General features: G+C 71.4%; 19 protein-coding genes. 13 read left to right on the top strand and 6 right to left on the bottom strand.

All coding sequences use genetic code 11. The annotated features are described in order from the left end of the window. Nucleotides 1-1,196: DUF4407 domain-containing protein (locus tag KIP79_RS18635; protein ID WP_250213414.1), on the bottom strand; the 1,196-nt coding region annotated here is incomplete at its 3' end. Between the two features lie 433 nt (nt 1,197-1,629). On the opposite strand from KIP79_RS18635, the gene KIP79_RS18630 reads away from it, so the two are divergent. The 3 genes from KIP79_RS18630 to KIP79_RS18620 are packed head-to-tail and all read left to right on the top strand — an operon-like array spanning nt 1,630 to nt 5,869. Further along, a complete protein-coding gene (locus KIP79_RS18630) occupies nt 1,630-2,880 on the top strand; it encodes a hypothetical protein (protein WP_214106093.1) in 1,251 nt (416 codons plus the stop codon). 14 nt (nt 2,881-2,894) lie between these two features. Then, a complete protein-coding gene (locus KIP79_RS18625) occupies nt 2,895-3,860 on the top strand; it encodes a hypothetical protein (RefSeq protein ID WP_214106092.1) in 966 nt (321 codons plus the stop codon). Continuing rightward, nucleotides 3,857-5,869, top strand: a complete 2,013-nt coding sequence (locus KIP79_RS18620; RefSeq protein ID WP_214106091.1) for a hypothetical protein — start codon at nt 3,857-3,859, stop codon at nt 5,867-5,869. The genes KIP79_RS18625 and KIP79_RS18620 overlap by 4 nt, the downstream gene beginning before the upstream one ends. Here KIP79_RS18620 and KIP79_RS18615 read toward each other — a convergent pair. From KIP79_RS18615 to KIP79_RS18600, 4 genes are read right to left on the bottom strand one after another with little or no spacing between them, the layout of a single operon-like run. Continuing rightward, complete coding sequence (locus tag KIP79_RS18615) at nt 5,866-7,089, bottom strand: ABC transporter permease (RefSeq protein ID WP_250213413.1); 1,224 nt, start codon at nt 7,087-7,089, stop codon at nt 5,866-5,868. The genes KIP79_RS18620 and KIP79_RS18615 overlap by 4 nt on opposite strands. Continuing rightward, the gene (locus KIP79_RS18610; RefSeq protein WP_214106090.1) at nt 7,083-7,751 is read right to left on the bottom strand and encodes an ABC transporter ATP-binding protein; all 669 of its coding nucleotides are present in this window, start codon (nt 7,749-7,751) and stop codon (nt 7,083-7,085) included. The genes KIP79_RS18615 and KIP79_RS18610 overlap by 7 nt, the downstream gene beginning before the upstream one ends. After that, a complete protein-coding gene (locus KIP79_RS18605; protein ID WP_214106089.1) occupies nt 7,748-8,872 on the bottom strand; it encodes a peptidoglycan-binding protein in 1,125 nt (374 codons plus the stop codon). Before KIP79_RS18605 ends, KIP79_RS18610 begins: the two co-directional genes overlap by 4 nt. Before the next feature lie 50 nt (nt 8,873-8,922). Next, on the bottom strand, nt 8,923-9,447 hold the full coding sequence (locus tag KIP79_RS18600; protein WP_214106088.1) for a hypothetical protein: 525 nt from the start codon (nt 9,445-9,447) through the stop codon (nt 8,923-8,925). Nucleotides 9,448-9,572: 125 nt separating this feature from the next. Here KIP79_RS18600 and KIP79_RS18595 point away from each other — a divergent pair, with 125 nt between their 5' ends. Further along, nucleotides 9,573-10,223: a response regulator transcription factor gene (locus KIP79_RS18595; protein WP_214106087.1), complete on the top strand. Its 651-nt coding sequence runs from the start codon at nt 9,573-9,575 to the stop codon at nt 10,221-10,223. Continuing rightward, nucleotides 10,220-11,428: a sensor histidine kinase gene (locus tag KIP79_RS18590; RefSeq protein WP_214106086.1), complete on the top strand. Its 1,209-nt coding sequence runs from the start codon at nt 10,220-10,222 to the stop codon at nt 11,426-11,428. Before KIP79_RS18595 ends, KIP79_RS18590 begins: the two co-directional genes overlap by 4 nt. A 7-nt stretch (nt 11,429-11,435) precedes the next feature. On the opposite strand, the gene KIP79_RS18585 is transcribed toward KIP79_RS18590, so the two are convergent. Then, a complete protein-coding gene (locus tag KIP79_RS18585; protein WP_214106085.1) occupies nt 11,436-12,458 on the bottom strand; it encodes a LacI family DNA-binding transcriptional regulator in 1,023 nt (340 codons plus the stop codon). Between the two features lie 218 nt (nt 12,459-12,676). Here KIP79_RS18585 and KIP79_RS18580 point away from each other — a divergent pair, with 218 nt between their 5' ends. From KIP79_RS18580 to KIP79_RS18545, 8 genes are read left to right on the top strand one after another with little or no spacing between them, the layout of a single operon-like run. After that, nucleotides 12,677-13,615: a dihydrodipicolinate synthase family protein gene (locus KIP79_RS18580; protein ID WP_214106084.1), complete on the top strand. Its 939-nt coding sequence runs from the start codon at nt 12,677-12,679 to the stop codon at nt 13,613-13,615. Further along, nucleotides 13,612-13,896, top strand: coding sequence for a 2Fe-2S iron-sulfur cluster-binding protein (locus KIP79_RS18575; RefSeq protein WP_214106083.1), 285 nt, complete (start codon nt 13,612-13,614; stop codon nt 13,894-13,896). Before KIP79_RS18580 ends, KIP79_RS18575 begins: the two co-directional genes overlap by 4 nt. After that, complete coding sequence (locus KIP79_RS18570) at nt 13,886-15,289, top strand: NAD(P)/FAD-dependent oxidoreductase (protein WP_214106082.1); 1,404 nt, start codon at nt 13,886-13,888, stop codon at nt 15,287-15,289. The genes KIP79_RS18575 and KIP79_RS18570 overlap by 11 nt, the downstream gene beginning before the upstream one ends. Beyond that, on the top strand, nt 15,286-16,425 hold the full coding sequence (locus KIP79_RS18565) for an NAD(P)/FAD-dependent oxidoreductase (RefSeq protein WP_214106081.1): 1,140 nt from the start codon (nt 15,286-15,288) through the stop codon (nt 16,423-16,425). The genes KIP79_RS18570 and KIP79_RS18565 overlap by 4 nt, the downstream gene beginning before the upstream one ends. 11 nt (nt 16,426-16,436) lie before the next feature. After that, on the top strand, nt 16,437-17,708 hold the full coding sequence (locus KIP79_RS18560) for a metal-dependent hydrolase family protein (RefSeq protein WP_214106080.1): 1,272 nt from the start codon (nt 16,437-16,439) through the stop codon (nt 17,706-17,708). Then, entirely contained in the window at nt 17,705-19,756 is a 2,052-nt protein-coding gene (locus tag KIP79_RS18555; RefSeq protein WP_214106079.1) for a hydantoinase/oxoprolinase family protein, read from the top strand. The genes KIP79_RS18560 and KIP79_RS18555 overlap by 4 nt, the downstream gene beginning before the upstream one ends. Beyond that, nucleotides 19,749-21,461: a hydantoinase B/oxoprolinase family protein gene (locus tag KIP79_RS18550; RefSeq protein WP_214106078.1), complete on the top strand. Its 1,713-nt coding sequence runs from the start codon at nt 19,749-19,751 to the stop codon at nt 21,459-21,461. Before KIP79_RS18555 ends, KIP79_RS18550 begins: the two co-directional genes overlap by 8 nt. A gap of 5 nt (nt 21,462-21,466) precedes the next feature. Beyond that, nucleotides 21,467-23,053, top strand: a complete 1,587-nt coding sequence (locus KIP79_RS18545; protein WP_214106077.1) for an ABC transporter substrate-binding protein — start codon at nt 21,467-21,469, stop codon at nt 23,051-23,053. Nucleotides 23,054-23,069: the final 16 nt, after the last annotated feature.

Below are 23,069 nucleotides of genomic sequence, written 5' to 3'. Positions count from 1 at the left end.
GGTGGGGGCGGGCTGGGCGGCGGACGGAACTCTTCGGTGGGGGGTTGGTCGGCGGCGTACGAGCGGGTGGGGCTGGGCGACGGCTGGGGGCGGCGCCGGGACGCGGCGCGGATGTCCTTGATGGCCGCTTCCATCTCCTGCTTCTCCTTCGCGGCCAGGATCCTGTCGTACATGCCCGCCCGCTGCATGAGCTTGACCATGACCGGGAGGCACTCGATGAGCATGAAGAACAGGAAAAGCAGGGCGCGCGCGGCGTTGAGGCTGGTGTTGTTCTTGGACACCTCGTTGAGCGCGTCGAGGCGCAGCAGCAGACCGTCGGAATCGACGTTTTCATTGATGTACTTGTCCCGCATCGCGTTCTGCTGCTCGTTCAGGGTGGCGAGCTGGGACCGTACGGCATTGAGGTCCTCGGTCGCCTGCGCCAATCGGCTCGCCTGCCCGGACGCGTCGGTGGCGGCGAGTTCCTCCCGCCGCTTCGCGATGTCTTTGTCGATGTCCCTTACCTTCTTCTGGGCCGCGTCAAGATTCTCCTTGGCTTTCCTGGCGAGCGGCCCGGAGCCCGGTTTGAGGCAGTTCGCCCCGCCGTAGAGCTGGCACTGCCATTCCTGGTAGAACTTGTCCTGCTGGGCCTGGGCCTCCTTCCGCGCCTCGACCAACTCCTTCATCCTGGGGTCATTGGCGGGGTCAAGCGGCGTCTTACCGCCGGAGTCGATCACGTTTTGCAGGTCGGCGGCGGATTTCTCTAGTTCGGCGATCCGCTGCCCTATCCCGCCGGACTGCTGGGCGAGCACGAATGCGTCTCCGCGCTCCCGTTGGATTTGCACGATCTGGGCGTCGATCTCCGGTTTGAAGATCTGGAGAACCAGGGGGGTGGAGATCACCGCACCCAGCAGCAGGGCGAGCAGGATCCGGGGCAGGGCCAGCCAGAATCGCCGGCCACCGTGCGGCGGAAGCGAGGCCACCAGCCACCGGTCCAGGCTCAGGATGGCCACGCCCCAGGCCAGACCGGCCAGGACGGCGAGGGGGAGAAATACTTTCAGAGCGGAGGCCAGCGCGAATGTCATGGATAGGACGGCAATGCCGGACGTGGTGAGGATAGCCCCGCCAAGTCCCTGGAACTTGGCACGCTCACTTTGACATTGATCAAGGATGTCCTGTCGAGCCCCCGATAAAACGATCAACCACCGACCTAGCATGTGACCTTCTCTCGGGGAACTGCCGAACGGTGCTCCATTACGCTAACCCATACGTAACCCGGTAGACCACAACAGGACACGGCAATCCGAATTACAGATATATAGAGGGATTGCCTCGGCCGACCGCCTCCCGTAGTCTGCCTGGGCGGACATGGGAACACCGCCTATGCCGCACCCGCATATCGGCACAAAACAGACAAATCATTCCTCCTGGGTTTCCACCGGCCGTCACTTACGCGCGCGAGCGAGTTTCGGAGGCGAATTATGGTCCGGATTGGGTTGGGAATCATTGGGTAATGTCTCCGAAAGCGAGCTTCGGGGTCAACTCGCAACACTGATCGCCTCTTTTGACGCGCCCGTTGTCATAGCCGGAATCGCCGACCCGGGAATCAAGCTCTTCAAGCTGCACCTTGACGAAGCCGGCACCCCTCAGGTGTCCCGCCTGAGCCGGCTGACCTGGGCCGAACTGAGGTCCGGGCGGGACCTGCTGGACCAGGCCCTCCGGGAGTCGCTGCGCGGGAGCGTCGTCGAATCCGTCCTGGTCATCCGATCGGGCTCCGGCCGCGAGCAGGAGGCGGCCGGCCGCGTGATCAGGGAGCACAGCGTCGGCGCCCAGGTGATCGAGGTGACCGGGGTCAAGATCGAAGGGCTGCTCCGCGACCTGGTCGCCGAAACCCCGCTGCGGCAGGCGTACGACCTGGTCGTGGTCCGGGAGCGGGCCCACGACGGCACGCTGGAACTGGTCGGACGGCGGCTCTTCGCCAAGGGTTCCGTCCCGGGCGAGCCCGCCGACGAAACGGTGACCGTCACCGACCCGTCCGGGGTCCTGATCGCCATCTCCGCCTGGGCCACTCCCGTGCAGCCCTCCGCCCTGGTCTCGCTGCACCACGCGCCGCTCCCCCCGGGCCGCCATCGCATCAAGGCGGTCCTGGAACGGCCGGGCGTGGTGCGCTTCCCCGGCATCCCCGGCCTGCGGGCCGACGACCGGCCCTGGTCCGAGATCGTCGCCGCCCTGCCGGTACGGCTCGCGCCGCCGCCTCCCCCGGTGCATCTCATCTGCGCCGTCGAGGTGACCGGAACCGAGGAGGAGGTGGGAGCCAGACAGGAGCGCGCCGGCGAGCTGATCGAGCTGCTCGCCGACATCCATCCGGATCCCCGGCGGGTGGAGGTGTCCGTCATCGCCTACGGCGGCCACGTCTTCGGCAACCGTTACCCCGACCGGAGCGCGCCGGAGGTCGCCGTCTGGGCCGCCTCCCCCATCCAGGCCCTGGACGCCCTCCGGTCGCTCGACGCCGAACCGTCGCAGTACCCGGTCGGCGCGCAGGTCGAGGACATGCTCGCCGAGGTGGACGCACGGTTACGGCCGGGCACGCAGGCCACCGGGACGGTCCTGCTCACCGTGGGCGCCCGGCCGCCCCATCCCCCGCGCTCCGACACCAGCCGCGTGCTTCCCTGCCCGAACCGGTACGACTGGCAACAGCTGCTCCGGGGCCTGGAACAGAACCACGGCCTCAGAACGGGTGCGATCTGGGACGGCGAGCCGCGGCACGCGCCACCGGCCTGGCGGCGGCTCGGCTCGGCCGCGCTCTGGTCGGCCGCCGTGCCCGCCGACGAGGACCTCGCGATCAGGCTCGGGGTGCTGCCGCCGTCGTCGGCCCCGCTCTCCCTTCCCCTCATCACCTGAAATGAGACAAGCCCATGGCTCTCCCTTCGCCGAACCCCACTCCGCACGAGCCTGACATCGCGATGTGGGGCGGGGTGGGCAGCGGCAAGACCGCCTTTCTCGCCTCACTGAGCGTCGCGTTGAACAGGGCCGAGGGAGCGAACGAGGGGTGGCGGATCATCGGCGCCGACGACGTGTCGAACTCGGAACTCACCCGGCTCAGGACGAATCTCCTGGAGCATCGCATCTTCCCCCGGCCGACCGATGTTCTCACCAGCTACAACTGGTTGGTCATCGGGCCGCCGACGCGCGGGCGGCGGGTCTGGTGGGCACCGTGGAAGCGCCACCCGGCCCGCGCGCCGAAGATCACGTTCAGCTTTCTCGACGGCCCCGGTGGACTCTTCGGGAAGTCCGAGTATTCGGTGTCCAAGGAGGAGCTGATCAAGAGCCTCGTCAAGAGCCGGGGCCTGATCTATCTGTTCGATCCGGACCGGAGGGGCCAGATCAGCGACGCCTTCAAGAATCTGGACGTGGCGCTACGGGAGGTCGAGAGCCAGATGCTCGGGGACGACAAGTATCTCGACGGCAAGCTTCCCCACTACATCGCCGTCTGCATCACCAAGTACGACGAGCCGAACATCCTGCGGCTGGCGGAGGAGTACACCGACCACGGGCTGGAGCTGCCCAGGGTCCCCGACGACCAGGCGCGTGACTTCTTCCGGGAAGTACTCGCCAGAGACCTCGACCAGAACGCCGGGATCATCATGCGCCTCCTTGAGGCATCGTTCCACGAAAGCCGGATCAAGTACTTCGTGACCTCCTCCATCGGCATGTACGCGGACCCGGACAAGGGTTTCGACCCGGATGACCCGTCGAACATCATCGACGTCCCCGGCCAGGACCAGAAGATTCGGGGGGCGGTTCATCCGATCAACATCATGGAGCCGGTGATCTGGCTCGGCCGGATGCTCTATCCGAAGACCATGGGCCGCGAGAGATGAGCACGGTCAGAGCCCAGTGGGCGATCCACGGAAAGCTCGACCGCAGCTGGGAGGAATATGCCGTCATCGACTCGAGTCATGAGCCGCTCGCCCGCTCGGACTTCACCCGGATCATCGATCTCTTCAAATCCGGGACGATGGAGGCCCACGAGCAGACCAAAGTCGGCACGAGCTATTTCACCGGCGCCGACGGGCAATCCTGGGTGGGCCTGTCCCGGCAGTCGGAATCGGATTCCCGCGACGGTCTCGGGCGCATTTTCGCCATCACCGAGTTCGTCTGCGTTCCCTGGCGGGAACTGCCCGCATCCAGGGTCTCCTACCGGGCACTGTACGACGCCCTGAACAAAAGGGGCGGCCTGCCAGGACCACAGCCGGTCATCCTGGAGGTCGCCGGCTACGACGCGGCCTATCTCGCCGGCAAGGTCACCGACATCGCGCGGGCGGCCGCGGCCCTGCTGCTGACCGGCGAGCACGTCTGCGTCGTCGGCGCCGACCATCTCGACTTCCGGGAGCGGCTCGACTTCCTGGACGCCGCCGCCGCGCTTCTCCCGTACGGGTTCCGCCGGGAGCTGGCAGTCTCGACCTGGACCAGCAGTTCGACCAGGCACCGCATCCGGCTCTCGTTCGCCGAGGTGGCGCCGCCGGACAGCACGTTCAAACTCCAGTGGCGCCCGGACGGGTCGGCACGCGTCCATGACGTGCCGGGCAGCGAACGCATCCGCTCCTACGTCATGCAGTACGAGGAGACACTCCGGGGCTATCAGGGCCAGGCCATGACGAATCTGATCGGCTTCCTGGCCGGACAGATCGAGCCAAGGAGTTTCGAAAAGCCCGAGGACTGCAGGTCGGCTCTCTCGTTGCTCCGCGAACCGCTGCCCGAACCCCAGCCGAAACCCAGACCCCAGCCGCTACCCAAGCCTCTGGAACCGGCAGTTCGCGACCAGCACACGATGTCGGCCAAATCACCTGTTCAGCTGCTGGAGGACGTGCTCGACGCCTTCCGGCGCTGGGACAGGCCACGGCTCGGTCAGCTGATCCTGCGACTCCGGGAACTGGCCGACGCGGGGATCCCGGACCCCGACCGCCTGAGCTGCCGGCAATTGGTCCGGACGAGCCGCCTGCGCTTCCAGAGCTATCGGCTCAACCTCCCCGAACTGCAGAGCTTCGTTCCCAGTCTGGTGAACCTGCTGTTCACAGCGCCCGTACAGACCGGCGACATCATGGAAGTCATCCTGCCGGAGGACAAGGAGCGACGTCCCACGCTCAATCTGCGCCAGCTCGTGTGCGAGGAGCTGGCGCTGCTCCCCGGCGACCAGCTCTCACCCGCGGCCAAGCTGCTCGTCGCGGATTTTTCCGGCAGGAAACAGCTGCAGAGCATGCTGAGCGAGATGGCCGACGAGAAACTGATGGAGGCCGCCTACGAGCTGCAATCCGAGGTGCCCACGCGAATCGCCGTAGACGAGATCATCAGGCGACTCTTCCAAGAGAAGAGCAACATGATCGACATCGTCGGTCAATCCAATTACCTGCTGAGACCCATCCGCTTCATCGCAAGCGGAGAGGAACGCATCAGGTACTACCGGAACGTCATCAATGCCTGTCTCGGCTCGCCCCCACGGCCGGAAGGCCTGGAAACGATTCTGCGCCAGGTCAGCGAGATTCCCGAGGATTTCCGCGCCGCCGCCGTGCTGGAGGCGCCGCCCAGAAGTAGCAGCGTGCTCCTGACGGCGATCGTCATGGACGACGTCCGCCGTCAGGGACTCGAAGGCACCCCCACAGGGATCGCCATCGACGACCGGCTCAGCCGGATGGCCACTCCGGCCACCGAACCCACGCAGACCGACGAACAAACTGACGACCAGGACGACGACCAGGACGACGAGAAACCTCGCCGGCTGAACCGCGTCCGCAACACCCTGGAAGGTCTTTTCGGGGTCAGGTTCTTCGGCATTCTGGTGTTCGTGTTCGCCATCGCCATGACCGTCGTCCTGGTGGTACGCCTGCGCTAGCCGGTGACGGCCAGCGCTTCGGTCGGGGACAGCCGTGCCGCCCGGATGGCCGGGTAGAGCCCGGCGACGCCCCCGATGAGCAGGGTGGCGCCGAGAGCGCCCGCGGTGGCCCACGCCGGTACGACGGTCGGCCAGTCCTGGTAGGTGGCGTATCCGCCGGTGACGGCGATGCCCAGGAGTACCCCGCCGACGCCGCCGAGCGTGGACAGCAGGAGCGCCTCGGCGAGGAACTGCGTCCGGATCTGTCCTCGGGTGGCGCCGAGCGAACGGCGGAGCCCGATCTCGGCCCGGCGTTCCAGCACCGAGATCACCATCGTGTTGGCCACCCCGACGCCGCCCACCAGCAGCGCCACCCCGCCCAAGCCCAGCAACAGCCCGTTCAGGGCGAGGTCGGCCGCCCGCCGCGCGGCCAGCACGTCCGAGGGACGCGACACGTCCACCTCACCGGGCGACTCCGGGTTGGCGGTGGCGGCGAGCACGGCGTGCACCGCCTCGACCCGGCTGTCCCGTGATCGGGTGTAGACGGTGGTCGCACGCCCGTCGAAACGGAACAGGTCCGCCGCGACCTCCCAGCCGATCAGGACGGCCGTGTCCAGCTCGGGCGCGAGCGCGACCTCGTCGAGCACGCCGATCACCGTGAACCGTTCGCCGCCGACCAGGATCGCCACCTGCGGGCTGGGCCTGCCGATGCCGAGCCGCTCCGCCGCCAACGCGCCGAGCACCGCGGCCGGGTACCGGCCGGTGCGGCCGTTCAGCCAGGCGCCGCGGCGCAGGCTCGCACCGATGGTCGGCGGCAGGCTGGTCCTGGCCGCGAGTACGGTCAGCCCGTTGGTCTCCACCCTGGGGATCCGGTCCGAGCGGTACACCCGGACGTAGCGGATCGCCCCGGTCGCCGAGACGGCGGTGACCGGGCCGATCCGCGAGATCATCGCTTCCGCTTCGGGGGGCAGCTTCGCGTCCTGGCCCTGCGTGTTCCGTCCCGGAGCGACCGTGAGCAGGTTCGTGCCGAGCGCGGCGAGCCGGCGGTCGAGCTGTTCGCGGGAGGAGGACGAGATGCCCACCACCGCCACCATCGCGGCGATGCCGATCGCGATGCCCAGCGCGGCGAGCAGCGCCCGGGTGGGCCGGGTGCGCAGCCCGGCCGCGCCGACCCGGGCCACGTCACGCGGCGCCATCCGGGCGGGCGTGAGCCGGCGCCGGGCCGGTGGCGTGGTCACCATCGGGACCTCCCCGCGACCAACCGGCCGTCGCGCATGTGCACCTGCCGGTCGAGGCCCGCGGCGAGCTCGTGGTCGTGGGTGATGACCACCACCGTGGTACCGGCGGCGTGCAGTTCCCGCAGCACGGCCAGGACGCCCTGCCCGGAGGTGGAGTCGAGGTTGCCGGTCGGCTCGTCGGCGAGCAGCAGTGCCGGACCGCCGACCACCGCCCGGGCGATCGCGACCCGCTGCCGCTCACCGCCGGACAGTTCGTGCGGCTCGTGGTCGAGCCGATGCCCCAGCCCGACCCGGGCCAACGCGGCCTCCGCCCGCCGCCTGCGCTCCTTCAACGGCACGCCCGCGTAGAGCAGGCCGTCGGCCACGTTGTCCAGCGCCGGTACGCCGGCGGCCAGGTGGAACTGCTGGAACACGAAGCCGATCCGGCTCGCGCGCAGGGCCGACAGCCGGCGGTCCGACAGCAGCGACACGTCGTGGCCGTCGACGGCCACCCGCCCGGAGGTGGGCCGGTCGAGCGTGCCCAGCATGTGCAGCATGGTGGACTTGCCGGAACCGGACGGGCCGACCACCGCGACCAGCTCACCGGCGCCGACCGTCAGGGTGACGCCGGCGAGCGCGTGGATGTCACCCGGGTACACCTTCGTCACCTCGGTCAACTCGATCATCGCGGCATCCCCACGGTCAGGCCCGCGCGCAGTCCGTCGCCGGTGACCTCGACCCTGCCGTTCGCGAACAGGCCGGTCGCCACCTTGACGTAACGCGTGGTGGACCCCTCGACGACCTCGACGCCGTAGCCGCCCTCGGCCAATGCCACCAGCGCCGCGACGGGCACGGTGAGCACGTCCGCGCGCTCGGCCGCGGTGAAGACCACGGTGACCACGGCGGCCTCGATCCCCGCCGCCGCCTTGGGTCTGCCCAACGGGACGACGGCCTCGATCCAGGTCTCCGGCCGGCCGCCCGGGTCGGCGGACGGCTCGACCACCGTGTGGATCCGGGCCACCCGGCCGGTGACGTCCTGCCCGTTGGGCAGCTGAACCCGCACCTTGGTTCCCGTACGGGCCAGCGCTTGCCTGGACACCTCGAGCCGGGCCGTCACCTGGCGGCTCGTCCCGGTGTAGCGCAGCACCTCCTGCCCGCCGCCGGTGGACTGGTTCACCCCGGCCGTGACCGTGTCGATCCGGATCCGGCCCGGGGCGAACACCACCCGGCCCTGCTCGACCAGGCCGGTCTGCGGCAGGCGCAGCTGCTTCTGCCATCGCCGAACCGCGTTCGCGGTGAGCGCCGTGTACTTGCCGTCCACCGTGAACCCGCCATAGCCGAGGGCCTTCAGATTGCGTTCGAGCTGCCGTACGTCCGCGCCGGTGGCGCCCGGAGCGAGCGTCCGGTACGCGGCGACCTGGCCGTACATCAGCACCACCGGCCTGTTGTCCACCCGATAGATCGGCCGGCCGCGGCGGATGACGTCGCCGGGCAGCGGTGCCTCGGTGACGACACCCGTGACCCGGCCGGCCAGCGTGGTGGTGGCGCCGTAGCCCAGATCGCCGGACACCTCGTCGGTGTCCAGCATCGTCTGCCGGGTCACCTCGGCGGTGCCCGGCGGAAGATCCGCCACGGCCGGCGTATCCGCGCCGCCCCCGCCGAACCCGACTCCGGCAGCGACCGCCGCCCCGGCCACCAGCACGACCGCACCGACCCCCGCGGCGGCCCGGCCGCGCCGCCGCCGACGAACGGCGCCCCGGCCCACCGCCACGGTGTCACTCACGAGGTCGCTCGCGGTGTCGCTCATGGAAGCCGCGTCGCTCATGGGAGCCGCGTCGCTCATGGGAGCCGCGTCGCTCATGACGGACTCGGGCGCGACGACGCGAACGCCGCGTCGATCTGCGCGTCGCAGGTCTGCTTCGCCTCGGGGTACTGCGGGTCCTCCCGCTCCGCCCCGCCCCGGGTAGGTCCGTCCGGGTTCGGGTCGGGGTACTCCTCCACCCCGTGCTCCCGCATGCACCGCGCGAACCGACGCGCCAAGTCCTGCTTCAGGGCCATCACCGGGCCACCCTCCTGAGGGGGTCGGTACTGCTTGCACGCCTCCTTCGCCGCGTCCACCTTGTCCTTGTCGGCGTCTCCCTCGACCTTCCCTTCCCTGACGAGGTCGCCGTCGACCTGCGGGTCGGCCATCGGCACTCCCTTCCCCCGCATGCACTGGGAGTACTTGATCAGTTGGGCCAACCGGCTGAGGCTCGGCGTCGCGCTCGGCGCGGCGGAGCCGTCCACCGAGGCCACCTCCCCGCCGCCGGGCGACTCCGCGCAGGCCACCGCCGTGGCCAGCAGGAGCGGTAACAGGCAGACGACCAGCAATCTCGTTCTCATCGGCGTTCTCCTCTGGTTCGATCGGGCCCAGTGGAGCAGGACGCCGGAAACGCCACTGTTGCAGCGCCTGTTACACCGCTGTAATGCCGGATCGCGGAGACTGTCCGGTCAGGGAGGAAGCGCGGGTGCGAGTGCTGCTGATCGAAGACGAGGTCCTGCTCGCCGAACAGGTCGCCGACGGGCTGCGCGATCAGGGCATCGCCGTCGACCTGGCGGCCGACGGGCTCGACGGCCTGCACAAGGCCGGCTCGAACCGGTACGACGTGGTCGTGCTCGACCGTGACCTGCCGCTCGTCCACGGCGACCAGGTGTGCACCGCGCTGGCCACGGGCGGCGCCGACGCCCGGATTCTCATGCTCACCGCGGCCGGTGAGGCGGCGGACCGGGTCGCCGGCCTGAGTCTCGGCGCCGACGACTACCTGCCCAAGCCGTTCGTCTTCGCCGAGCTGGTGTTGCGGATCCGCGCGCTGGCCCGCAGGGCCAACAACGCGCCACGGGTCCTGCGGCGCGCCGGGCTGACCTTCGACACCGCGCGTCGCGTCGTCACCCGCGACGGCCGCGTCATCTCACTGACCACGAAGGAGATGGCCGTGCTGGAGATCCTGATGGGCGCCGACGGCGTCGTGGTCAGCGCCGAGGACCTGCTGGAGCGGGCCTGGGACGAGCACGCGGACCCGTTCACCGCCACCGTGCGGGTCACCATCGCCCGGCTGCGACGCAAGCTGGGCGACCCGCCGCTCATCGAGACGGTCGTCGGGGCGGGGTACCGGCTGTGAGGCGCGGCAGGCACCCGTCTATCCGGCTGCGGCTGACCCTCGTGTACACGGTCGTGTTCGTGGCGACCTGCGCCGCGCTCCTCGCGCTCAACTACGCGCTGCTGTACCAGAGCCTTTACACCGACATCGACGGCCCGACTCCGGCAGAGGTGTCCGAGATGGCGGCCGCGGCCACCGCTCCGTCCCGAGTAGGCATGGGGCCGATGGACGAGAAGGAGGAGAAGATCAGGAGTGTCCTGGCGCAGGAGGCCAAGATCGCCCAGTTGCGCGCCGACACGCTGCTGAACACCGCGGGAACCTCGGCGATCGGGCTGGCCGTGAGCGCCATGGCGGGGCTCGGTGTCTCCTGGGTCGTCGCCGGCCGTATGCTCCGGCCGCTGCGCACGCTGACCGCCACCACCCGGCGGATCTCCCAGGACCGGCTGCACGAACGCGTCGCGCTCACCGGACCGCGGGACGAGCTCAAGGAGCTGGCCGACACCTTCGACGAGATGGTGACCCGCCTGGAAGCCTCCTTCAACAGCCAGCGCAGGTTCGTCGCCGACGCCGCGCACGAACTCCGCACCCCCCTGGCGATCGTCCGCACCGGCGCCGAAGTCCAGCTGGCCAAACGCCACAGCACCCCCGAGCAGTGGCAGGCCATGGCCCGCCGCGTACTCACCGCCACCGGCCGCGCCGAACGCCTGCTGGACGGCCTGCTGGCCCTGGCCCGCAGCGACAGCGGCGTCATCGCCGGCGAGCCCCACGACCTGGCCCTCGCCGCGGCCACAGCCCTGAGCGAGGCGGACGCCGAAGCCGACCGCCTCGACCTGACCATCACCACCGACCTGCGCCCGGCCCCCGTCAACGGCGACCCGGCCCTACTGGACCGCCTGGTCAGCAACCTGGTGGACAACGCCATCCGCCACAACCAGCCAGGCGGCTGGATCGACGTGATCACCACCCACGACGCCCGCGAAGCCGCGGTCACGGTACGCAACAGCGGCGACCCCATCCCCCCGGCAGAGGTCGACCGGCTGTTCGAGCCCTTCCAACGCCTGGCACCCCACCGCACCGCGGGCGTCCGATCGACCGGCCTGGGCCTCGCCATCGTCAGGTCCATCGTGCACGCACACGGCGGCACGGTCACCGCGGCACCGAACACCGACGGCGGCCTGACCGTCACCATCACGCTGCCGGTAGAAGCCGCCCCGGCGGGCGGGTGAGGCCGGTTCAGTCCGCCCGGGGCGGCGCGCACGAGGCGCGGGTGACCAGCTGGGCGCCCACCCGGTAGGTACGGCCGCGCGCGGACCTGGCCGGGTTCGGGGCGCGGTTCTCGATCTGCTGGAGCAGCAGGTCGACGGCGAGTTCGCCGAGCTCCCGCGCGCCGTTGTCGACCACGGTGACCGGCGGCTGCCACCAGTGCAGCCAGGGGATGTCCTCGTAGCAGATGAGCGAGAGCTCGCCCGGCACGGCCACCCCGGCCGTGGCGAGGGTGGGCAGCGCGCCGAACACGGCCTCGTGGTTGGCGATGAACAGGGCGGTCGGGCGGCGGGACAGCAGGCGGGTGACGGCCGCGGCGCCGAAGGCTGGGTCGAAGGGGCCGCGTTCGACGAGGGCCTCGTCGAACGGGATGCCGTGCTCGCGGAGGGCCTGCTCGTAACCGGTGAACCGTTCCCGCCCCGAGTTTGCGGTCAGTTCGCCGCCGATGAAGGCGATCCGCCGGTGCCCGAGGTCGATCAGGTGCTCGGTGGCGGCGTGCGCGCCCTCGCGGTCGGCGGCGAGCACCGAGGGGGCGGCGCACTCGGCGGCGGCGCGGATCACGTTCACCACGCCGATGCCCTCGCCGAGCAGGGCGTTGATGACCGCGGCGTTCTTGCCGCTGCCGATCATGACTAAACCGTCCACCCCGTAACCGGCCAGGGTGCGCAGGAAGGACTCCTCGCGCTTGGGGTCGGCGTCGGTGATGCAGAGCATGACCTGGTAGTTCTCGGCGGCGGCGCGATGCTGCACCACCTCGGCGATGGTGTGGAAGGACGCGTTGATCAGGTTGTTCAGGATCAGGCCGATCAGCCGGGACTGCCGGGAGCGCAGCGCGCTGGCGACCCGGTTGGGCCGGTAGCCGAGCCGCGCGGCGGCCTCCTCGACGGCGGCCCGGGTCTCCGGGGAGATCAGCGCGGACCCGCTCAACGCGCGGGAGGCCGTGCTCCGGGACACGCCCGCCGCGCCGGCGACGTCCTTGAGGGTGATGGCCATCCTGCTCCTTGCATGAGATCGATCCCATGTTAGCGCGTGATCATTGCAGGCCGACAGTCCTCTCGAGAGGCATTTCGGGGAAATGACCCCGGTAAAAACCATGTTTCTTGCTTGACCGCAACATGATCGTTGGCGCAACCTTATGCAACCGATCCCACGAAGGTGCGAAGCAGCTGGACCTCAGTGCGGAGCAACAGGACCTCAGGAGACAGAGACCCATGGACCGCGACGACGTCACCTGGCACGGCTACTGGCCTGCCGCTCCCACGCCCTTCACGGCGGAAGGCGCGGTGGACGAGGCGGCGTTGCGCGCGCTGGTCCGGCTCTACGCCGAGCAGGGGGTGCACGGGGTTCTGATGAACGGGAGCACCGGCGAGTGGTTCAGCCAGACCCCGGACGAGCGCCGCCGGGTCGCCGAGATCGCGGTGTCCGAGCTCTCCGGGCGGATTCCGGTGGTGATCGGGGTCAGCGCGTACACCGCGGCGGAGGCGGCCGACCTGGCCAGGCACGCCGCGGCGGCAGGCGCCGACGGGGTGCTCGCCACCCCGCCGCCGTACGTCCACCCGGGGCCCGAGGAGATCCTCGCCTTCTACCGCGAGGTCAGCTCGGCCACCGACCTGCCGTTCATGGTCTACAACTGGCCGCGCGGCGTCGCGGCCGACATCTCCGCCCACCCCGGGCTGGTCCGGCGGCTGGCCGACCTGGAGAACGTGGTCGCGATCAAGGACAGCACCGGCGACTGGCTGCGCATGCTCGCCACCGTCGAGGCGGTCAGCGACCAGGTCCGGGTGTTCGGCAGCTTCCTGCACCGGCGGGGACTGGCCGTCCTGCTCGGGCTGGGCGGGGACGGCAACATCGACGGGGGCGGCATCGGGGCGCCGTTCGCGGTGCCGTACTACGAGGCCGTCGCGGCCGCAGACGCGGTGACCGCGCGCGGCTGGGCCGACCGGTACACCGCACTCTCCGGACGTCTGATCAACCCCGACTACAGCGCCGTGTACGGCACGCCGATCGCCCAGCTCAAGGCCGCCATGCGGCTGCTCGGCCAGCCGGGCGGGCACGTCCGGCCGCCGCTGCTCCCGATCGAGGACCCGGCGACGCTGGAGGCCATCGCCGCGATCCTGCGGGACGCCGGCCTGACCGGGGACGCGCGATGAACCCCCTGACGAACACCAAGGCGAACAGCGTGACGATCACCGTCGACGGCCGCCGGACCACCGCCGCCGCGGGCGTCAGCCTGGCCGCCGCGCTGGTCGGCGACGGGCGGTGGACGCTGCGCCGCAACCCGGTGGACGGCGGGCCCCGCGGACCGTTCTGCGGCATGGGCGTCTGCCTGGAGTGCGAGGTCACCGTGGACGGCCGGGAGGCGGTCCGCGCCTGCCTGACCCGGGTCCGGGCGGGCATGCGGGTCGACACGGGGACACGCGATGATCGTTGAAAGGGACGTCCTGGTCGTCGGCGGCGGCCCCGCCGGGCTGACCGCCGCGCTGCGGCTGGCCCAAGCCGGGCTCACCGTGACTGTCCTGGACGAACAGGCCGAGCTGGGCGGGCAGTACTACCGCCGCCCCGCGCCCGAGGTGGCCGCGCTCTGGGGCGACCACCGCCCCGAGGGGCGCAGGCTCGTCGAGCGGGTGCGCGCGGCCGGCGTGGAGTGCCGCACCGGCCACCTGGTCTGGGGTGTCGCCGACGACGGCCGCACGCTGCTCGCGGCGGACCCCGCCGGGCGGCCGGTCCGGCTGCGCGGCCGCCACCTGCTGCTGGCCACCGGTGCCTACGAGCGCGCCATCCCGTTCCCCGGCTGGCAGCTCCCCGGCGTCACCACCCCGGGTTTCGCCCAGCACCTGGCCGCGGCCGACCACACCCCGATCGGGGATCGGGTGGTGCTGGCCGGTTCCGGGCCCTTCCTGCTCCCCGTCGCCTGCACGCTGCTGGCGCTCGGGGTGCGGGTGGCGGGCATCGCCGAAGCGGGCACCCCGTACCGGGCGGGGCTGCGGGCGCTCGGCGCGGTCCGCCACCCGGCGCGGCTCCGCGAACTCGCCGGCTACGGCGCGCGCCTGGCCAGGGCCAGGGTGCCGATCTGGCAGGGCACGGTGGTGCTCCGCGCCGACGGCGGCGACCGCGTCTCCGCGGTGACCCTGGCCGCCACCGCGCGCCCCGCCGTACCGGTCCGCACCGTCGAGGTGGACGCGCTCTGCGTCGGGTATGGCTTCCGCCCGCAGACCGACCTGGTCCGCCTGCTCGGCTGCGCGGTACGCGCCGACGCGGCCACCGGCGACGCGGTCCCGGTGACCGACCCCGCTGGGCGGACCTCCCGGGAGGACGTCCATGTGGCCGGCGAGGCGGCCGGGATCGGCGGCGTCCACCTGGCCACCGCCAGGGGCCGCGCGGCGGCCGACGACATCCTCGCCCGGCTGACCGGCCGACCGGCCCCCCGCCCGGCCCGGCGGATCCGCCGCCTGGCCCGTTTCGCCGCGCTCACCGAGGCCCTCTACCCCAGCCCCGCCGACCTGCTCGCCACGCTGCTGCCCGCGCTTCCCGAGCACACCATGGCCTGCCGGTGCGAGGCGGTCACCGCGGGAGAGGTCCGCGCCGTGGCCGCCGGTCCCGCCGCGGGCGACCTGAACGCCACCAAGGCGTGGACCCGCGCGGGCATGGGGCCCTGCCAGGGCCGGGCGTGCGGCTTCGCGGTGGCCGGGCTGGTCCGCGAGGCCGCGCCCGCGCCCGCCGCGGCGACCCCTGTGTTCCCCGCGCGGACCCCGGTCCGGCCGGTGGAGATCGCCACACTGCTCGACCTCGCCGCGGAGGACGCCGGAACGGACGGACCGGCATGAGCGCGACCGCCGACGTGATCGTCGTGGGCGCCGGGGTGCTCGGCGCCGCCGCGGCCTACCGGATCGCCCGCGCCGGGCACCGGGTCCGGGTCTTCGACCGGAGCGCGCCCGGCCGCGAGGGCTCCGGGACCACTGCGGGGAACCTGCACGTGCAGGCCGTGCACACCCGCCGCCCCGGCCAGGCGGTGCCCCTGGACAGCGCCCGCTTCCTGCCGCTGCAGCGCGCCGCCAGCGACCTGTGGGCCGGCCTGGAGGAGGAGCTGGAGACCTCGGTCGAGCTGCGCCGCGGCGGCGGCTTCACCGTCGCGGAGACCCCCGGGCAGTGCCGGGAACTCCACGACAAGCACCGCTGGGAGGCCGACGCGGGGATCAAGACGGAGGTGCTGGACGGCGACGCCGCCCGGGCCGCGCTCCCCCTCCTCGGCCCGACCGTGGCCGCGGCCAGCTGGTGCGAGCTGGACGGGTACGCCAACCCGCTGAAGGTCACCCCGGCCTACCTGGCCGCCGCGATCAGGTACGGCGCCGAGGTGACCCCCTTCGCGCCGGTCCGCGGGATCACCAGGGACGCCGGGATCTGGCGGGTCACCGCGGGCGCGCACACCGTCGAGGCGCCGGTGGTGATCGACGTGGCGGGACCGTGGCTGGGCGAGGTCGCCGCGCTGGCCGGGATCCGGCTGCGGATGACGCCGGTGGCGATCCAGATGCACGCCACCGTCCGGGTGCCGCCGGTGATGTCCCACCTCGTCCAGCACATCGGCGAGGGCCTGTCGGTCAAGCAGGTCACCGCGGGGAACGTGCTGATCGGCGGCGGCTGGCCCGCCCGCACCCTGGACCTGGCCGGCAGGAGCGCCACCAGCACGGCCAGCCTGCTGGGCAACGTGGCGCTCGCCGTACGGATCCTGCCGTTCCTGACCCGGCTGCGCCTGCTCCGCGCCTGGGCGGGGCCGCTGGCGGCCACCCCCGACGAGATGCCGCTGATCGGCGAGGTGCCGGGCGCGCCCGGCTTCCTGGTCGCGGGCGGCACCTACGCGTTCACCTTCGGGCCCCTGTGGGGTGAGACGCTGCGCCGCCTGGCCGAGGGCGCCCCGCCACCCGTCGACATCTCCGACCTGGGCCCGGAACGGCTGCTGACATGAGGGAGAGCGTGATGCCCACATCCATTCCCGAGCCCGCCTACTGGCTGACCGGAGGGCACGTCGTGGACGTGCGCGCGGGCCGGATCCGCCGCGACCACAACGTCGCGGTCGCGGCGGGCCGCATCGAGCGGATCACCACGGACCCGCCGCCGCCCGGCGCGCGAACCGTCGAGCTGGGCGGCCGGTACGTCCTGCCGGGCCTGATCTCGGTGCACACCCACCTGTCGGTGGTCTACCCGTTCTCGGCCATCGACGAGGCGGAGGACTCCGGGCTCACCGCGCTGCGCGCGCTCTCCCGGGCCCAGGACGCGCTCCGCGCGGGGGTCACCACGATCCGCTGCGTGCACGAGCAGAACCGGGCCGACCTGCTCATCCGCACGGCCGCCGAGCAGGGCTGGGTGGCCGCGCCGCGGATCGTCGGCGCCGGCCGGGCGATCTCCACCACCGGCGGCCACGGGCAGGGCTCCGCCTGCTCCTACGCCGACGGGCACGACGACTTCCTCCGCGCGGCCAGGACGGAGCTGGCGGCGGGCGCCGACCTCATCAAGATCTTCATCACCGGCGGCATCGCCCACCAGGGCGAGTCGTTCACGGGCGCGCAGATGACCCTGGACGAGATGCGCGCGGTGGTCCGCGCCGCCGAGGAGCACGGCACCTACGTGACCGCGCACGCGGGCGCGGGCGCCGCGATCAGGGAGGCGCTCGCGGCGGGGGTGCGCGGCTTCGAGCACGCCTACGAACTGGACGGCGACACCGCGCGGCAGATGGCGGAGCGGCGGGTCTTCCTCACCCCGACGCTCTGCGTCACCCGCTGCCCCGAGTGGATGGCCGAGCACCGCTTCACTCCGTGGCAGGTCGAGCGGGCCCTCGACGTGGGCCCCGGTCACCTGGCCAGCATCCGGCGGGCGATCGCCGCGGGCGTCGCCGACCCCGCCGACCCGGACCGGCCCGGCATCACCCTGCTGGCCGGCACCGACTACCCGCCGGGCGAGCCGATCGAGGACACCGTGGTCGCCGTCCGCGAGATGGAGTTCCTGGCCGAGGCCGGCCTGGACCCCGCGCAGGCGCTCCGCACCGGCACCCTCGACGCGGCCCGGCTGGTCGGCCTGGCCGGCCAGGCCGGTGTGGTCGAGGAGGGCCACCTGGCCGATCTGATCGTCACCGACCGGGACCCGCTGAGCGATCTCTCCGCGCTCCGGCGCATCCCCTTCGTCATGCAGGCCGGGCGGATCGTCCGCGATGACCTGCCCGTCCCCCGGCCCGCCTTGGGAGGCACCCGTTGAGACCGAGAATCCGCCTCGCCGTCGACATCGGCGGCACCTTCGTCGACGCCATCGCCTACGACGAGACCACCGGCGAGCTGCGGGTGCACAAGGCGCCGACCACGCCGGACGCGCCCGCCCGCGGCGTGCTCGACGCGGTCGGCGGGCTGACCGATCGTCTGGACGACGTCGAGGCGTTCGTGCACGGCACCACGCTCGGCCTGAACGCGATCCTGCAGCGCCGGGGCGCGGCCGTCGGGATCATCACCAACGACGGCTTCCGTGACCTGCTGGAGATCGCCCGGGCCAACGTCCCGGCCCAGCACATGTACGACTTCGCCTACGCCCCGCCCCCGCCGCTGGTGCCCCGCCGCCACCGCACCGGCGTCCCCGGCAGAATCGACGCCCAGGGCCAGGTGCTGACCGAACTCGACGAGGACGCGGTCCGCGCGGCCGGGCGGCTCCTGGTGGAACGGCACGGCCTGCGCTCCCTGGCGGTCTGCCTGCTGCACTCCTACGCCAACCCCGACCACGAGCGCCGGGTGGCGGCCATCCTCAGGGAGGCCCACCCCGAGGTGTCCGTCTCGGTCTCCACCGACATCACCCGGGAGTACCGGGAGTACGAGCGGACCAGCACGGTCACCCTGGACGCCTACATCCGGCCGGTGCTGAGCGACTACATCACCACCCTGGAGGCCAGGCTGGCGGAGGCCGGGCTCACCCATCCGCTGCACATCATGCGCTCCGGCGGCGGCGCGATGACCGCCGAGCTGGCCCGCCGCGCGCCGCTGACCACCGTGCTGTCCGGACCGGCCGGCGGCGTGGTGGGCGCCTCGTTCCTGGCCCGCACCCTGGAGCTGCCCCGGCTGATCTCGTTCGACGTCGGCGGGACCAGCGTGGACTGCTGCGTGATCGAGAACGGCGAGCCGGGCGAGGTGCACGAGGCGGCGATCGACGGCTTCCCGCTGCTCATCCCCATCTTCGACATCCGCACGGTCGGCGCGGGTGGCGGTTCGATCGCGTGGATCGACGAGGGACTGCTCAAGGTCGGCCCGCACAGCGCGGGCGCGGTGCCCGGGCCGGTCGCGTACGGCGCGGGCGGCACCGAGCCGACCGTCACCGACGCCGCCCTGGTGCTCGGCTACCTCGACCCGGGCGCGTTCCTGGACGGCGGCATGCGCATCGACGCGGACGCCGCGCGTGCCGCGATCGAGACCGAACTGGCCGTCCCGCTCGGGGTGACCGCCGAGCGGGCCGCGGCCAGCGTCTTCCAGGTCCTGCTCGCCCGGACGGTGGGCGCGCTGCGCGAGATCACCGTGGAGCGGGCGCTTGACCCCCGCGAGTTCGCGCTGCTCGCCTTCGGCGGGGCCGGTCCGCTGCTCGGCCCGATGCTGGCCCGCGAGATGGGCATCGCCACCACGATCATCCCGCAGGTCCCTGCCGCGTTCTCGGCGTTCGGCATGCTCATGTCGGACCTGGAGTACGAGTTCGCCACCACCGTGCTCCGCCCGCTCAGCGACGCCTCGCTGGCCGCGCTGGAGCCGTACTTCGCCGAGCTGGAGGAGCGGGGCGAGGAGGTGCTCTCCGCGCAGGGCGTCAAACCGGAGGACCGTGCCCTCGTCCGCCGCCTGGACATCCGCTACCACGGCCAGGAGCACAGCCTCGGCATCGACCTGGGGCCCGGCGACACCGCCGCCGACGTGCTGGCCAGGTTCAACGCCCAGCACGCCGCCAGGTACGGCCACGCGATGCCGGACGGCGGGCAGATCCTCACCCTCCGGGTCCGCGCGGTCGGCCGGCTGGCCAAGCCGGGCCTGCCGGAGCTCCCGCCCGCCGGTCCTGGGACGCCCGAGCCGATCTCGGCCCGCCGCGCCCACGACGTGACGACCGGCGAGTTCGCCACCTTCCAGGTGTACGGCAGGGCCACCCTGGCCCCCGGCCACGAGGTGCGCGGCCCGGCGATCGTCGAGGAGGGCACCTCGACCACCGTGATCTTCAGCGACCAGCGGCTGACCGTCGACGCCTACGGTCAGCTGCTGGTGACCGGCACCGGAGGAACCCATGACTGACCGGCTGGACGGCGCGACCGTCGAGGTGATCCGCAACTACCTGGTCTCGGTGGGCGAGCAGATGCGCCGCACCCTGGTCAGGGCGGCGTTCAACCCGGTGATCTACGAGGTGCTCGACTTCGGCATCTCGCTCTACAACGCCGACCTGGAGCTGATGGCGGAGGCGGCGGGCATCACCTCCTTCCTGGGCGCCAACGACCACGCCATCGTGAAGGGCGTCGAGTACGTCGGCCGGGAGAACATGCGGGCCGGCGACGTCTACCTGATGAACTATCCGTACTGGAGCGGCGCGCACTCCTACGACGCGATGCTGTTCGCGCCGGTCTTCCGCCCCGGTCACGAGGGCCCCGCCGCCTACCTGGCGGTGCGCGCGCACTGGATGGACCTGGGCGCCAAGGCCCCGGGCTACGTGCTGGACTCCACCGACATGCACCAGGAAGGGCTGATCTTCCCGAGCACGAAGATCGTCAGCCAGGGTGAGCTGGTCCGCGACATCATCGAGCTGATCCGGTTCAACTCCCGGCTCCCCGACCTGACCATCGGCGACTTCCACGCCCAGCTGGCCGCGCTGCGCACCGGCGAGAACCGGCTGGCGCAGGTGTGGGAGAAGTTCGGCGGCGCCACCGTGGACCAGGCGGTCCGGCAGATCATCGAGCACGGCGAGCGGGTCGCCCGCAAGGCCGTGGCGGCGCTGCCCGACGGCACCTGGACGGCCTATGACTACTGCGACGACGACGGCGTCACCGACGACCTGATCAGGATGGACGTCACGGTCACCGTCGACGGCGACCAGATGACCGTGGAGTTCGACGGCCAGGCCGTGGCCGGGCCGGTCAACCTGCCGATCGGGTCCACCGAGAGCCTGGCCAAGGCCATCTACAAGGAGCTGACCACCGCGACCGAGCCGTCCAACGCCGGGCACTACCGGGGTCTGGAGATCAAGGCGGCGCCCGGCTCGTTCTTCCACGCGCTCTACCCGGCGGCCACCTTCACCCAGTGGAGCGCCATCGTCGCCTTCGAGCTGATACACAAGGCGCTGGCCCAGGTGCTGGACACCCTCCCGGCCTCCTCGGGCGGCGACGAGCCCGGGTTCATGGCGCTCGGCCGGGATCCGCGCACCGGGGCCGACTTCGTGATCAGCAACAACGAGGGCATCGGCTGGGGCGCCACCAGGGACCACGACGGCGCCAACGCCCAGCAGCACCCCTCGCAGAGCGTGGTCCGCAACACCCCGATCGAGGTGCTGGAGCACAAGTCGACCGTGTTCCACGAGCGGCTGGAGCTGATCCCCGACTCCGGCGGGGCCGGTCGGCACCGGGGCGGGGTGGGTGTGCTCCGGCAGGTGCGCTACCTCGCCGACGGCGAGGTGCTGTCCATGAAGAAGAAGAGCAAGACCCGCCCGTGGGCGCTGCACGGCGGCCACGAACCCGAGCCCAGCGAGATGGTGCTCTGGCCGGACACCGACCGGGCCAGGCGGGTCGGGATGTACCGCGCGACGATGCGAGCCGGTGACCGGTTCGTCAACCGGACCGCGGGCGGCGGCGGGTACGGGGACCCGCTGCGACGCGATCCCTCCGCCGTGGTGGCCGACGTGCTCGACGGATACGTCAGCGCCGAGGCCGCGGCACGGATCTACGGGGTGATCGTCGACGAGACGGGCGCCTGGCGGCCCACCCCCGCCAGGGCCGGTAACCACGAAGGGTAAGACCAATGCGCCACTCTCCCCACTCCCGTTCACTACTGATCTCCATCACCCTCCTCGGTTCCCTGGCCCTGGCCGCGTGCGGCGGCGGTGCCACACCGTCCGGCGCCGCGGGGGCCTCGGGCGACGCCAACCCCCGCACCCAGACGCTGATCATCGCGGAGAACGAGCCGCCCGCCACCTTCGACCCGGTCCAGGCCGACAACTCGACGGTGGACGAGGTGGTCATCCCCGCCTACGACACCCTGATCCGCTACGAGGGCGACACGCTCACCCCGTCCGTCGCCACCGAGTGGGCGTTCGCCGCGGACGGCACCGGCCTGGACCTCACCCTCCGCGACGACGTGACCTTCCACGACGGGACGAAGCTCACCGCGGCGGATGTCCAGTTCACGCTGGACCGGATCGCCCGGCTGAAGATCGGCGTGGCGTCGCTGATGAGCGCGTACGACTCCGCCACCGTCACCGACGACACCCACCTGACCATCAAGCTGAAGCAGCCGTACTCGCCGTTCCCGGCCGCGCTGACCAGGGTCTACCTGCTCAATTCCAAGCTGGTGCAGGCCAACGCGGGCGGCGACGACGGGCAGGCGTGGCTGGCCGCCAACGACGCCGGCTCCGGGCCGTACCGGCTGGCCGGGTACACCGCCAACCAGGAGGCCAAGTTCACGAAGTACGAGGGCTACTGGGGCGGTTTCACCGGCCAGGCCAAGGACGTGGTCTTCCGCTACCTGCCGCAGGCGGCGACCCAGAAGGCCGCGCTGCAGAGCGGTGACATCGACATCGCGATGGACATCGACCCCAACGACTGGGCCGGCATGGAGAGCTCCGGCTTCACGGTGAACAAGGCCGACACCAACGTCCAGCTGTACGTGTTCTTCAAGATGAAGGACTCGGCGGTGGCGAACAAGGCGCTCCGCGAGGCCATCGCGTACGCCTACGACTACGACCAGCACGTGACGGCGATCCTCAAGGGCGCCGGCAAGAAGGCCGTGGGCGTGCTGCCGAGCACGATGTCCTGCTTCGACTCGACGGTGCCGCAGCCGGGCCGCGACCCGGAGAAGGCCAAGAGCATCCTGGCCGCGGCCGGTCTGAAGGACGTCAAGCTGACCATGACCTACCTGAAGGCGACCGCCGAGATGGAGCAGGCGGCCACCCTCCTCCAGTCCAACCTGGCCGAGATCGGGATCACCCTCAACCTGGAGGCGATCACCTACCCGCAGTACGTGGAGAAGCTGAAGACCAACGCGACCACGCCGGACCTGGGCATGATCTACGCCTTCCCGCCCTACCCGGACCCCGACTCGGTGCTCTACCTGCTGTTCGACTCGAAGTTCATCAACAACGGGCAGAACAACGGCGGCTACCACAACCCCGAGGTGGACAAGCTGGTCGAAGGCGCCCAGCAGAAGACCGGCCTGGACGAGCGCTGCGCCGCCTACAAGACGGCGCAGCAGACCATCGCGGCGGACTTCCCGTCGATCAACATGTCCAACCCGCAGTACGTGACGGTGCTCCGCGCCGGATTGGACGGCTACACCTACCAGCCGTCGCACCACCAGACGGTGGACGTCTACAAGATCAAGCTCGGCTGACCTCCGGCTGAGGGGA

The organism is Acrocarpospora catenulata (assembly GCF_018476525.1).
GTDB classification, from domain to species: domain Bacteria; phylum Actinomycetota; class Actinomycetes; order Streptosporangiales; family Streptosporangiaceae; genus Acrocarpospora; species Acrocarpospora catenulata.
Note: the sequence above shows the minus strand (reverse complement) of the source record. Positions and strands in the feature narration are given on the sequence as shown.